Raw genomic sequence first — 13,134 nt, 5'->3', positions numbered from 1 at the left:
ACGCGATCGATGTCGGATGCGGTGTTGAACATGCCAAGCGAGATGCGAACGCCATCGCGCTCGGGCGAGACGCGTACATCCTCGGAGGCGAAGTAGTCGATCCACTCATCCACTGGCAGCGCGGCAACGTAGATATGCGGTGCACGGTTGGAGCGGTCGCGGGGGCCAACAAGCTTGATGTCGAGGGCATCCAGTCCCGCTATGAGCCTGTCGCCCAAATCGAAGCAATGGGCCTGAATCTTCTCGATTCCGATTTCGTTGATCAGATCGAGAGCCGCGCCGAGCCCTTGAATTGCGGGCAGGTTGAAGTTGCCGAGTTCGAAGCGGCCGGCCGTGGGAGCAGGTGCCATGTCGTCAGGGCGGGCGATGAAGTCCGCTGGCGGATTTTCAAGGCTGATAGCTGCCAGATACGCAGGCTCCAATTCCGTGCGGGTGCGATCCCAATACAGCAGGCCCAAGCCTTGGGGAACGAGAAGCCCCTTGTGGGTACCGGAGCCGATGAAGGTGGCGCCGACTTTCTTTGCATCGATCGGCACGACGCCGACCGCCTGCATGATATCGATGACGAAGTAGAGGTTCTTTTCCTTGCAGAGCGCACCTACGCTTTCGATATCGAAGCGATGGCCTGCATGGAAGGCCACAAACGATATCGAAATCGCTTTGGTATTGGCGTCGAGGTGCGGGCGGAAGCTGTTGGCGTTGACGATTTCCGTCATGGGGATGAAGCGGACCTCGACGCCCTTCTTCTTCAGGTTCAGGAATGCGTAGGCGTTGTTGGGATGATCGCCATGGATCATCAGAACATTGTCGCCCGCCTTCAGCAGAAGAGCGTTCGCGGCGATGTTCATCGCTTCGGACGTGTTTTTCGTGAATGCGATTTCTTCGGTGGCCGCGTTAAACAAAGCCGCGACCTTGGCCCGAGTTTCCTCCATGCGGTCAATCCACACCGATTTCGGACCGGCTGTCTCGTAACTTTCCTTTATAAAAGCTTCAAAGGCGTGCTTGACGGGCGTTGACATCGGTGTCTGGAAGCCGGAGTCGAGGTAGGTCATTTTCTCGACGACAGGAAATAGCTTCCTCACCGCCTCAACGTCATAATACTGCGTCATCTATCTCTCCGATTCGGCTAGCCGCGCCTACTCGCCGTGGGGTGAGCCACGCCTCGTCGTCCCGGCACATAGGCGAAGTTATTTGCACGCACCTTGTTCGTTTGCGCTGCACAGTTTTCGCCTGCGAGCGGCAGTGACTAAAAGCATAGGTAAAAAGCGCCACCGGTCCACACCCATATCGTTGAGAGGGCTTTTTTATTCCGAAAAATGATAATATATGGTATAATTTCGCCCTTTGGAAGGCGCACTCCCGCTGCGCGCATCTAGCTCGCAGGTTAGATGCGCAGGGCGGCGTCGAGCAAAACCAGCTCGCCTGCAGCTTTAGCTGGGAAAAGCCTACGCCGTACTATGATCCAGGTTCCACAAGAGAGGCATCAACCACTCAATTCGAGAACTGAACTGGTTCCGCCAAGACAATCGGCCCTCTGAAACCTGCAACGAAGTTCGCGGTCAGGCGGGATTGAGGCCCTCGATAGAGGATGCGTTTTGAAATTGCTATCAGACATTTTAAATTTGAGGATCGCTGCTATAATCGATTTTCGGCAAATCTGTTCTCATAATTCTCCCCTCTCACTCCAACGCGAGTCATTAATGAGCTTAAACGTCAATTCGGATGGTCCGTTGGATCGGGCCTTTGCAATCCTTGATTTTGTGGCCACTCAACTCAAAGCAGCTACTGCGGCGGACATTGCCAAGAATCTCGACCTGCCCTTGCCAACTGCCCACAGATTAATCAGCAATCTCGAGTCCCGCGGGCTGCTCCAGCGCGCGGCGGGCACAAAACGATTCATTGTCGGCAACAACTTGGTCGTGCTTGCGGGTAAGACGATTGGCTCAGCCTTTCGGACGGCACGACGCCACGCAGTTCTTCAGAATGTCGCAGCTGAAATCGGCGAGCAATGCGAGATTGGTATCGTGCGGAACAATGCTGTGCTCTATGTCGACAGCGTACGAGTTAAGCCCCCCCAAGGACTACAATTTGATCCTGGGCATAGCGCGCCCCTCTATTGTACATCCACTGGTAAAATTTACATGAGCAGGCTGCCTGTGAAGGCGCGTGAAAAACTGGTTCGGTCTCTGAAGATGGAGCAGCATACCGACAGGACGATAACCGATCCTGATGCCCTTCTCACTGGTTTAGAGGAAACTCGCAGGGAAGGATGGGCCCGGACCAACGAAGAGTTCGTCAAAGGTGTGGTTGGTTGCGCTGTTCCAATTCTTGCCCCGGGCGGAACTTTGATTGCTTGCCTTGGTGTGTCAGTCCCAGTTGCCCGCGTCAGCTTTGAAGAGCTCGAAAGCTTCCGTGAGCTCTTGGGCCGAGCAGCGATGTTGCTGTCTGAGACAATACTGCAGACTAGCAGCGACTTTGCCGAAGACGATATCAGCTAGACGTTGCGACAAAGATGGTTCCCAGCAGGATTTTCGGACGTCTATATCAAGCACAAGAACGGCGAGATGGCCTTCCTTAAAGGAAGGGAAAGACGAGATCTGCAATCTTCCTAGGAAACAGCCTCAATGGCTGGCTTGGGCGCGAGGTAGAGCCCGCGCCGATGCAAGTTTGCGAGGACGCGCGTGCGATGGCGTTCTTCATAGGCGTCGCCGGGGTCACGGTAGGTCATGCCGAAGCGCAGGGCGTTGTAGAACAGTATGCTATCTTTCGGGCGGTGGCAGTGACCGCCTTCACCCGTGGTGGCGAGCAGCAACAGGACGGCTCGATCGCGGATGTCGACCGGCGTTGTTGCGCCGATCGCATCGATTGCGCGCCGAACGTTGTTCCATGCAAGGCGCAGCAATGGGGCATCCTCTGGGACGACGCGGGCAGATCCTGGTCATGGTGGCCAGCCCAACACAAAAACTGAAGAAATGTTCGGATGTGAGAGTCGCCGCCGTGCGGGTGGCGGAAGTCGCCGATAGCGACAGCCGATGGCCTGCTGCCGGTTTTTCGGACACGCAGTTAATCTTCTGAGTCAGAAAGTCGCGGCTGCGAGGGGATTCGCGCTGGTCGCGGATTTGTTAGGGTGCTGCTTCGTGATCAGGGAAGCGCCCCGCCATGCCCGACTGGACAGCCGAGGGTGAAGCCGCGTTCCACGGCTATGTCGATGCTTTGATCGGGGTGATCGGCCACGCCGACCGAGCTGAGCCGCTGAAGGATTATTGCCTCGGACTTCTGATGCCGATAGAGCGCAAGAGCGTGGAGCCGTTGGCGGCCGTCACGGCGCCGTCGCGGGTATCGCCCAAGCATCAGTCTCTGCTGCATTTCGTGGGACAGGCGCTGTGGTCGGACGCGGCCTTGCTAGCGCGGGTTCGCGGCTGGGTTCTTCCACAGATCGAGCCGCGTGGACCGATCCGGGTGTGGATCGTCGACCACACCGGCTTTCCAAGAAGGGCAAGCACTCGGTGGGCGTAGCGCGCCAGTATTGCGGCCAGTTGGGCAAGCAGGACAACTGTCAGATTGCGGGTAGCCTATCGATCGCCGATGACGCAGCCTCGCTTCCGATCGCCTACGAATTGTATCTCCCGCACAGCTGGGCGGAGGATCCGGAACAACGCAAGAAGGCCAAGATTCCGGCAGAGATCACGTTCCGGACCAAGCCGCAGATCGCGCTCGAGCAGATCAGGACGGCCAAGGCCGAAGGCGTCGCGCCCGGCGTGGTTCTGGCCGACGCCGGATATGGCGCCGACGGCGGTTTCCGCGCGGGCCTGTCCGAGCTCGGTCTGGCCGAGGAGTTCGACGCCGAGACTTGGCGCACGATCGCCTGGCGTGAAGGAACCAACACCGAGCTCAATTCCCGCTTCGCCGCCGTGCGCTTGCGGCGGCATCCAGGGACTACAATCGGCCCGAGGCTCACGCCGAAGAGTGGCTCCTGATCGAGTGGCCTGAAGGCGAGGTCGAGCCGAGCAAGTATTGGCTCTCCACCTTGCCGGCCGACGCTACGATCACCCAGTTGGTCGACGCCGCCAAGCTGCGTTGGCGGATCGAGCGAGACTATCAGGAACTCAAGCAGGAACTGGGACTGGGCCACTACGAAGGCCGAGGGTGGCGGGGCTTCCACCACCACGCCAGCCTCTGTATCGCCGCCTACGGCTTCTTGGTCTCTCTGAGGGAGACGATTCCCCCCTCACCTCCAACTCGCGCCCAGGGCCGCAAAACACCTAGTCTTCCGGAGCGCTTCTTCCGCCATGGCAGCATTGCCGATGTGGTGCGCCAGGAACTGGAGAGCGAACATGGGATCGTCATAGGGCTTCGTTCAGTGGAGCTTCGGGTGCAGGGTTGGCGTCGGGAGTTGAGGGCGCAGAAGCGCGCGACGGTTCGGTTTGAGACGGCGCCGGGACATCAGACGCAGATCGACTTTGGCGACACGCGGGCGTGGATCGGCGGCGAGCGTGTTCGGGTGCATCTGTTTGTAGCAACGCTGGGTTACTCGCGTCGGCTGCATATCCGTCCCTCGCTTCGGGAGCGCCAGGTGGACTGGTTCGAGGGGATGGAAGGAGCCTTACTTCGCTTCGGCGGGGTTCCAACGGAAGTACTGCTCGACAACCCGAAGGCGCTGGTGGAACATCACGATGCGACGACGCGGGAGGTGCGGTTCAACATGCCGCTGCACGCCTTTGCCCGCTACTGGGGATTTACGGCGCGGGAAGGGGAAGGACGAACGCGGGGTCGGCTACGTCAAGCGCAATGCGATTGCCGGCCGCCGGTTCGAGAACTGGGCGGCGTTCGAGGCGCATCTGGACCGGTGGACGCGCGAGATTGCCGATCAGCGTGTGCATGGCACGACCGGAGTGGCTCCTGCGGAGCGCTTTGCCGAAGAGGCTGGGGCGCTTCGCCCTCTGGGCGGACGGGCGCCGTTTGGGCAGCTGCGGGATCTCGTGCGCAAGTCCAGGCGGACTGCGCAATCGACCTGGACACGAACAGTTACTCGGTTCCCTGGCGGCTGATCGGGGAGAGCGTCCAAGTCGTGGTGCTGGGCGGCCGCGTTATCGTGCATCATGCGGGCGAGGTGGTGGCGGATCATGCCTTGTGCCGCGGGCGTCGCCAACGGATTGTCGAGCGCGCGCATCTTGCCGGCGTGGTCGGCGCTGCTGCGCCGGTGCGATCGGCGCCGGCGGAGATCGTTGCGCCTTCCGCTCTGTTGCGGCCGCTGGCCGAATATGAGGCACTGGTGGGAGGCAGCTGGTGATGACGACGGTCGATCACGAGATCTTGGTGGCTCAGCTCGACCGGCTGAAGCTGACCGCGATCCGGGATCAGCTCGATACGCTGCTGGACGAAGCGGCGCGTTCGCAAATGACCTTGCGCGAGGCTTTGGCCTTCCTGGTGACGCGCGAGATCGCGCGGCGCGACGAGCGGCGCATCTCCATGGCAGGCAAGGTCGCGTCAGTTCCCGTTTGTGCGCGAACTCGACGGCTTCGACTTCGATGCGTATTCCGATGAAACCGGCCACCGATTCCGATTTGAAGCCGGCCAGTCATTCCGATTTCATTCCGGCCACCATTCCGATTTGAAGGCGGCCAGTTTCGGTCTGATCCTGGGTCTCGTTGATGTTTGGGTTGGGTTTTGTTTCAGGTCAAGCTTCGGTGTTTTCGGGGACGATCGGCGGGCGCTGTTTTCGCATGCTTTCACCGGTGAGATCGATGCGATAGGCGTTGTGAACGAGGCGATCCAGGATGGCGTCGGCCAAAGTTGGGTTTGCAATAATTTCCCACCAGCGATCCATGGGCACCTGACTTGTGACTATGGTTGAGCGTCGTTCGTAGCGATCCTCAATGATCTCCAGGAGATCGCGGCGTTGGTCGTCATTGAGTTTTTCAGGTCCCCAGTCATCGAGGATCAGCAGGTCGGTCCTGGCAAGAGATTTGAGGATCCTGCCGTATCGCCCGTCGCCTCTTGCAAGCGCGAGGGCGGCGAACAGCCGGGGAACCCGGTGGTTGGCGACTGAGAAGTCTTCGCGGCAGGCCTGGTGGCCAAGAGCGCAGGCAAGCCAGCTTTTGCCGACGCCGGCTGGCCCGGTGACAAGAAGACCGTGATGCTTTCTGATCCAGTCGCAGCCGGCAAGCGCCATGAACATATTGCGGTGGAGGCCGCGTGCGGCGCGGAAGTCGGCATTCTCGATCTGCGCGTCATGGCGAAGCTTGGCAGCCCTGGCGCGAGCCTCGAAACGCTTCTGGCGGCGCATGGTCGCCTCGCGTTCGAGCAGCATGGCAAGCCATTCGCCATGCTTGAGGCCGCGCACTTCGGACTGTGCGTCGAGTTCCTGGAAAGCGGTTGCCATGCCGTAAAAGCCGAGCTCTCGCAGCATGTCGATGGTGGGATTGATCAGCATGGGTGGATCTCCTCAATGAAAGTAATCAGGGCCACGCAGATTGGCGTGATCGACTATGGCGGTTGGTTCGGTGGAATGGCGTGCGGCTTTGTGGTTGGCGATGAGCGAAGCAATGCTCTTGCAGTTCAGGCCACCGATCTCGACAGCGCGGGCTGACACGGCTTCGGCCCGATTGCGATCGATGTCCCGAAACAGGCGTAGGATGCCCAGACATGTTCGAAAGCCCTGCTCGGGATGCGGACGGCTGGCGAGAATTGCGATGACCAGACCTTCGGTTTGCGGCCCGATCGACGTGGCCCAGCGGCGAAAGCGCTCCGGCGTCCATTCGGCATAGCGCCGGTGGGAACTGGGCATGTGATCCGGATCGGTTCCATGGCGAGGACCTCCATAGCGGCGCTGATGCACCGCGACGCGCTTGCCGCGGTGGAAGATCTCGATGGTGCGCGCCGTTGCTCTCAGATCGACCTGCTGACGAATGAGGCTGTGGGGCACGGAATAAAAGAAGGTCTTGAACTCGACATGATAATCCGTCGAGACGCGGGCCAAACGCCATTCGGCAAACTCGTAATCCTCCAGTGGAAGACTGGCCAAAGCCGGGCGCTCGACGGTCTCGAAGAGCTGCCGGCGACTGACGCCCAGCCGGCGCATGACGTGGTCGTTGATGCGATCGAGCGCCTGGGCAATGGCGGCATTGGCTTCAGCAAGCGAGAAGAAGGTCTGATGCGCAGACGCCCCAAAATGCAGGACTGGGCGAAACGCACTCCATTCTCCACTTTCGATTTATCCCGGGGCTTTCTTGGCCGTGCCGGAAGAACGCCGACGCCATAGTGGGAAGCCATCATGCCGTAGCTGCGGTTGATCTCGGGATCGTATAGAAACTGGCTCGACTGACGCCAGACTTCAGATTGTCGGGAATGACGAGTCTGGGAACGCCATGAAAAAACGAAACATCCGGACATGCGAGCCAATCCAGTCGGGGAGCGTTTGCGTCCAGGTGGCCTCGGCAAAGGTGTAGCTGGACGCACCCAGCACCGCCACGAAGATCTCCGCCTCGCGGATCTCACCGGTCTTGCGATCGACAATCGGAATCTTTTTGCCGGAATAATCCACGAAGACCTTGTCGCCGGCCGCATGCTCCTGGCGCACCGTCGGTGACAGTCGCTGCTTAAATCCCCTTAGAAGTTCACAAAAGCGACTATAGCCGTAACCGGCGGGATCCGACCCACGATACTCCTCCCACAGGATGAGCAAGGTGACGCCGGGCTTCTTGAGCTCGACCGCAAGATCGGGCCAGTTCGGTTCCGTGCGTCGTCGCGTGCCCTGTTTGACGCCGTTGCGACTGAAGAGCTTGTGCTCAAGCGCATCGTCGGTCAGCTCGCCCGGCAAGGGCAGCTCAATCCAACCGCGGCTGCACGCTGCAAATTATCCTGCACCGTACTGCGCGCTATCCCCAATACGACCGCAATCTCGCGGGAGCTCGTCCCGCTTCCGGCAAGCCGCAGCATTTGTCTCAATTGTCTCATGGTCAGCCTTCTCTTTGCCGGCATCAAAATGTCCCCGTTCATGGCGAGGTGATTGATGCCAAAGTTGCTGACCCAGGAGGTAATCTTCAGTGCCGAAAACTGGCCGGCTTTTGATTGGAACGGTGGCCGGCTTCAAATCGGAATGGTGGCCGGTCTTTGATCGGAATGGCGGCCGGCTTCACGTCGGAATCCGCAACTTCGACGCGCAGCCGTCGCTGGATCAGCGCCAAATGCGGGAGCTGGCGACCTGCCGCTGGATTGCTCATGGCGACACGGTCCTGTTGCTTGGACCTCCGGGTACGGGCAAGACACATCTGGCGGTGGCTCTCGGGCGCGAGGCGATCCGGCAGAACCATAGCGTCCAGTTCGTCACGGCGGCCACGCTCGTGGCGATGCTGGCCAAGGCCCATGACGACGGCTCACTCGAAAAGCAGCTGACGACCCTGTCGCGGCCGAACTGTTGATCATCGACGAGCTCGGCTATCTTCCGTTCGAAGCCAATGCCGCGCATCTGTTCTTCCAGCTGGTGTCGCGGCGTTATGAGCGGGGATCGATCCTGATCACCTCCAATCGCTCGGTGGGCGAATGGGGCAGCGTGTTTGGCGATCCCGTGGTGGCAACCGCGATCCTTGATCGCCTGCTTCATCATTCGACAGTGATCACCATCCGCGGTGACAGCTACCGGCTTCGCGAAAAGCGGCGTTCCGGTCTATTCCAGAAGCCCGGAACGACGGTCGACACCAACGAAACCACAAGACAATGAAGGGGGTCAGTTCTTCGTTTCGCCCAAGGGGTCAAATCCTCACTTCGCTTGACACGTGTGACCTTCCTACACCTGCGACGACCTCAGACCGAGCTGCTATGCTGCCACGGCCAGAGCCCTGTAGGTCCCTCCTCTTGCCATGAGCGCCCAGACGATGCGGGCCATCTTGTTGGCAAGAGCGACGACCACAAGCATTGGCGGCTTGCGGGCGAGCATGCGCCCAAGCCACGATCCTTCACGAATGCCTCGCCGACGAGCATGACGCACGACAGCGCTCGCTCCGATGATAAGCAGGCGCCGCAAAGTACGCTCGCCCATCTTCGATGTTGCACCGAGCTTCTGTTTACCGCCGGTTGAGCGTTGCAGCGGCGTCAGGCCCAGCCAAGCGGCGAAGTCGCGCCCCTTTCGGATCCTCTCGGGCACGCCGTGCAATCTCGGCATCGAGCTGCTTGATCCTTTCCTCCAGCGATCTCAGCGTATCGACCAGCATGGTGAGGGCCAGGCGGGCTGCTTTTGGCAGATCGCCCTCAGGATCCTCTACCTTTTCCATCAGCTTGGCGGTGTGAGAAGGGCCCTGGGCAACGACCAGTCCATATTCTGCGAGATGGCCGCGCAAGGCGTTGATCGTCCGGGTGCGCTGCCGCACCAGCAGATCACGAGCCCGGAATACGGCCGCACTCGCCTGCTCCTCCTCACTCTTCACGGCGACAAAGCGCATGGTCGGCCGCTGCGCGGCCTCGCAGATCGCCTCGGCATCGGCGGCGTCGTTCTTCTGCCGCTTCACGAAAGGCTTCACATAGGATGGCGGGATCAGACGAACGGTGTGCCCGAGCTTGCCGATCTCGCGCGCCCAGTGATGTGCCCCAGAACAGGCCTCCATGGCGACCAAGCAGGCCGGCTGCCCAGCGAGAAACGCAAGCACCTTGTCGCGTCGCAGTTGCTTGCGGAAAACAATGGCGCCCGCCCCATCGGCTCCATGCGCCTGAAACACATTCTTCGCTAGGTCCAACCCGATCGTGTTAACTTCCATTGTGGACGCTCCCTCTCTTACGGTGGCTGTCAAACACCACCATTCTGGCACATCGATGCCGTCGAGGGGGCGTCCACCCCATCACTATCCGACGGTTATCGACCCCGCAAATCCTCCGATCCGACCAGAGCGGCACGTCCCGACCTCGATCCCAACCCTCAGGCGACGCCTGACAGTGCCCCTGGCCAACCGCCTGCAACGATGTCCGTGCTGCATAAGGGCAATGGACAGTCCGCGTCAGGCTCACAATTTATGACGCAGTAGTATTAAGCTGGCATAGCTTTCTCCTCGAACTCGACGGGGCTCGGATAGCCCAGTGTCGAGTGCCGTCGCCGGGGGTTGTAGAAGCGCTCGACGTAGTCGAACACATCGGCCGTCATTCCTCGTCCCGTCGACCTTGCGTGCCGTCCGCTCGTTTCGGCGACGAGAAGAAGCTCTCCATCGCAGCATGGTCCCAGACGTTGCCCGACCGGCTCATTGACCAGGTGATGCCGTGATCGGCCATCAGCCGCTGGAACTGCTCGCGGGTGTATTGGGCGGCTTCAAGCGATCGTCGCAACACCGATTTTGTTCACTCATGGCAGCAACTCATCAAACGTTCTCGTTCCGAAGGCCGGGGTCTGCTTTATTTCGCCAGAAGACATGGCGAAGTTTGGCGCTGGAATCGTAACCGACGCAAAACTGGAGCTGACTTCATCGCCCGCCTGGGCTTACGCCCGTGCCTAACCCCAGACCGGCGTGCCCAAGACCTTCCAGTCTGGAGCCATATGTACAACCGGAACAGGAATAATGGCAGCCTATGTTCAAAGCCACCCATCAGAGGAGTTGTTTACTATCTGGACAACCTCTCGAGGCTCCAACTTAGGCATCCAGAACCAGAACGCTTGTCTTGGCACGAGAGACGCAGGGGCAGATCTGGTCATTGGCGGCCTTTTCTCGAGCTGAGAGAAAAACGTCGCGATGATCGGGTTCGCCCTGCAGAACACCCGTCGCGCAGGAACCGCAAACACCCTGACGGCATGAAGAAGGTATTTTGACGCCCTGCTTTTCGAATACTTCGAGAATACTCAAGTCGACGGGTACAAAGAAGCTTCCCCCCGAGCGGGCCAAGCGAACCTCGAAGCTCGATTGTGGGCCGACCGATGCCGGCGGATCGAGGGAGAAACGTTCTATATGGACAGCCGCCGCCTGCCAGCTCGCATGTGCCGTCGCCTGGGCCAAGTCCATAAACCCCTCCGGCCCGCATAGATAGAGATGGCCATCGGTGGGCGGGACCGCGAGCAGTTGGACGAAGCGGTCCTTTATAGCTGCCCGCTCCAGCCCAAAATGGAAATGTACCTGACGGGAATAGGTTGCTTTGGACAGTTCGTGGCGAAACGGCGCCTGTTCGGACGACCGGGCAAAGTAATGGAGTTCAAAACTTCTCCCTATCTGTGCGAGGCGGTCGGCCATAGACAAGATCGGTGTGATTCCGATTCCTCCTGCTATAAGAGTGGTATGCGCCGCAGCTTCGTTCAGGGGGAAGTTGTTGCGCGGCTGGCCTATTTCCAGCCGGTCGCCTGCCGACAACGCTTCGTGCATGAACCGAGATCCACCGCGAGAGGAGCCCTCGAGCTTCACCGCAATTCGATAATTGGAAGCGTCGTGGGGATCGCTGAATATGGAATACGTCCTCGACAGACCAGGTTTCATGTGAACTTCGACATGACAGCCCGGAGCGAAAGATGGCAACGTCGACCCACTCGCCGGACTGAGCACGAACGAGCGTACATTAAGTGCCTCCTCGCGTACGGCAGCGACGCGAACGTTAAGCGTGGTGGGAAGGGGGCTGGTTTTTCGAGTGCTGCCGAACGCGCGTGACCAAATATTCATATTTTAGATTCTCACTTACCGCTGAGCCGTTTGCGCATTTGTTCGGTTGCCTCAGCTGTGCCGTCGTGAAATGACCCGAACCATTTGTCCCACGGGACGCTCTCTGAGCCGTAATTAACTTCAAAGAAGCGATGATGGAGCTGATGGTAAAACGATCCCAGCGCCATCTGCTTCTTGTCGTGAGCGAGAAGCTCTTCAAAGCCCGAATGCGAGGCGAGTGGATTCAATACCTGTTGATGCATGTGGAACAGCATCAGAATTGGGGTGGACGGTACCACCACGTGAATGAGACACGAGGACAGGTACAGGACATGCTCTATGGGATGCATGGAGAACCCCGACCACGGCCCCGTCGCGATATTACGGTGATGGAGCGAATGGACACGCCGATAGAGCGGTCCCCAATGCAGAAAGCGATGGGCCCAATAGAAGTGGAATGAAAGCCAGAACGGGGTCAGCAGGAAAAGAGCCAGACCCAATATCGGGTTTTGGGAAAAATTCAGCTGCGGTATGTACCCATTGCTGAGCGCCCAGAAATACAGAACCTCGTAGGCCGTCCAGGTCGTAACACCGCTCGCGAGCGACCAGAACATATTGTCCCAGACCTGGTTGCTAAACGTGAACATCTTCTTGTTCTTTGCAAATTCCTGTGCGATGAATTTGCGCTTCTTACCTTGCAGCTTGTAGCTGTGAAGATAAAGGTGCAGTGCGCCACCGATGATCGTTATCAGTGCAAAGTTGCGCAGATAGATCTGCGCGATCCATCCGAACTGAAAAGTGGCGCATCGCTCGAGAGCGGGTTGAAGGTAGTTGGCGGTAAGAATGGCGGTGCCCAGGGTGACCAGCGTCATCGACAGTTCTAGCCAGGAACCCGCAAGCCACCTGAATATTGGGACAGGCCGCAGGGGCCATTCGAACAACGGCGAATTCGGAATCGGCAAATTGGGATGCCAGTTCCATTCCTCGCTCATTGGAGCGTCGTCAGAAACGGTATTTGAAGAATTACGATCCATGACCGGAGCCTTTCCTTACTGACCGCGCAGGATTATGACGTTGGGTGCCGAAATCAATATCGCCATCGGACGCTCTCACACTCTTCACCGCAAACGCCGCGGAACGTATTGCGCAGCGCTTGAGCCTAGCCGGCATTGGGTTGCGGTCCCAAAAGGAAATAATGATTTGCAATTTCTCATTGCTCGTAAGATCCGGCCCAATAATCCTTCGAAGGTCGGCTGCCGGCATTCCCGAAACCATAGATCCTGGCAGTATCTCGCTAGTGGTCTCGTCTGACATAAACAGTCCGGCTTGGATCCCCTTTCGCGGGTGCGCATGGGAGTCTGAGGCACGCGCACATGAAACGTTTCGTCGATTGATCGCCAGCGCCTGAGCGCACTGATCAGGGACCGCAAGGCGCCGCAGAAGCATGTCTGGCGCGCCGAGATCATCCTACTGAGCGTCAACGGCACCGGCACCGCCGAGATCATGCGGCAAACCGGCAAATCCAAGACCTGCG

General features: G+C 59.1%; 7 protein-coding genes and 7 pseudogenes. 6 read left to right on the top strand and 8 right to left on the bottom strand.

Features of this window, described 5'->3' with window-relative positions:
• Positions 1 to 1,109: aminotransferase class V-fold PLP-dependent enzyme (locus tag NKJ91_RS32375; protein ID WP_352458731.1), on the bottom strand; the 1,109-nt coding region annotated here is incomplete at its 3' end.
• Positions 1,110 to 1,700: 591 nt separating this feature from the next.
• Between NKJ91_RS32375 and NKJ91_RS32370 the strand changes: the two genes are divergently transcribed.
• Entirely contained in the window at positions 1,701 to 2,498 is a 798-nt protein-coding gene (locus NKJ91_RS32370; protein ID WP_352458730.1) for an IclR family transcriptional regulator, read from the top strand.
• A gap of 110 nt (positions 2,499 to 2,608) precedes the next feature.
• On the opposite strand, the gene NKJ91_RS32365 is transcribed toward NKJ91_RS32370, so the two are convergent.
• On the bottom strand, positions 2,609 to 2,902 hold the full coding sequence (locus NKJ91_RS32365; protein ID WP_352458729.1) for a hypothetical protein: 294 nt from the start codon (positions 2,900 to 2,902) through the stop codon (positions 2,609 to 2,611).
• 257 nt (positions 2,903 to 3,159) lie between these two features.
• Between NKJ91_RS32365 and NKJ91_RS32360 the strand changes: the two are divergent.
• From NKJ91_RS32360 to NKJ91_RS32350, 3 genes and pseudogenes are all read left to right on the top strand, one after another.
• Positions 3,160 to 4,309: pseudogene (locus NKJ91_RS32360) on the top strand (IS701 family transposase); the annotation flags it as partial.
• 282 nt (positions 4,310 to 4,591) lie between these two features.
• The gene (locus NKJ91_RS32355; RefSeq protein ID WP_502903657.1) at positions 4,592 to 5,290 is read left to right on the top strand and encodes a Mu transposase domain-containing protein; all 699 of its coding nucleotides are present in this window, start codon (positions 4,592 to 4,594) and stop codon (positions 5,288 to 5,290) included.
• Positions 5,290 to 5,533: pseudogene (locus NKJ91_RS32350) on the top strand (ATP-binding protein); the annotation flags it as partial. The gene NKJ91_RS32355 and the pseudogene NKJ91_RS32350, both read left to right, overlap by 1 nt.
• Before the next feature lie 144 nt (positions 5,534 to 5,677).
• On the opposite strand, the gene istB (NKJ91_RS32345) reads toward NKJ91_RS32350, so the two are convergent.
• A complete protein-coding gene (gene istB, locus NKJ91_RS32345) occupies positions 5,678 to 6,433 on the bottom strand; it encodes an IS21-like element helper ATPase IstB (RefSeq protein ID WP_352458728.1) in 756 nt (251 codons plus the stop codon).
• A gap of 12 nt (positions 6,434 to 6,445) precedes the next feature.
• Positions 6,446 to 7,956 (bottom strand): annotated as a pseudogene (istA, locus tag NKJ91_RS32340) (IS21 family transposase).
• Positions 7,957 to 8,150: 194 nt separating this feature from the next.
• Here istA and istB (NKJ91_RS32335) point away from each other — a divergent pair.
• A pseudogene (gene istB, locus NKJ91_RS32335) lies at positions 8,151 to 8,719 on the top strand (IS21-like element helper ATPase IstB); the annotation flags it as partial.
• 96 nt (positions 8,720 to 8,815) lie between these two features.
• Here the strand turns inward: istB (NKJ91_RS32335) and NKJ91_RS32330 are convergent.
• From NKJ91_RS32330 to NKJ91_RS32315, 4 genes and pseudogenes are all read right to left on the bottom strand, one after another.
• A pseudogene (locus NKJ91_RS32330) lies at positions 8,816 to 9,749 on the bottom strand (IS110 family RNA-guided transposase).
• Positions 9,750 to 10,015: 266 nt separating this feature from the next.
• A pseudogene (locus NKJ91_RS32325) lies at positions 10,016 to 10,290 on the bottom strand (integrase core domain-containing protein); the annotation flags it as partial.
• A gap of 320 nt (positions 10,291 to 10,610) precedes the next feature.
• Positions 10,611 to 11,441 carry a PDR/VanB family oxidoreductase gene (locus tag NKJ91_RS32320; protein ID WP_352458727.1) on the bottom strand — a complete coding sequence of 277 codons (831 nt, stop codon included), beginning with the start codon at positions 11,439 to 11,441 and terminating at the stop codon, positions 10,611 to 10,613.
• A 191-nt stretch (positions 11,442 to 11,632) separates the two neighbouring features.
• On the bottom strand, positions 11,633 to 12,634 hold the full coding sequence (locus NKJ91_RS32315; RefSeq protein ID WP_352458726.1) for a sterol desaturase family protein: 1,002 nt from the start codon (positions 12,632 to 12,634) through the stop codon (positions 11,633 to 11,635).
• Positions 12,635 to 12,989: 355 nt separating this feature from the next.
• Between NKJ91_RS32315 and NKJ91_RS32310 the strand changes: the two are divergent.
• Positions 12,990 to 13,134: pseudogene (locus NKJ91_RS32310) on the top strand (IS630 family transposase); the annotation flags it as partial.

The sequence above is a fragment of the Mesorhizobium sp. M0040 genome, assembly GCF_040323505.1.
Taxonomy (GTDB): Bacteria; Pseudomonadota; Alphaproteobacteria; order Rhizobiales; family Rhizobiaceae; genus Mesorhizobium.
Note: the sequence above shows the minus strand (reverse complement) of the source record. Positions and strands in the feature narration are given on the sequence as shown.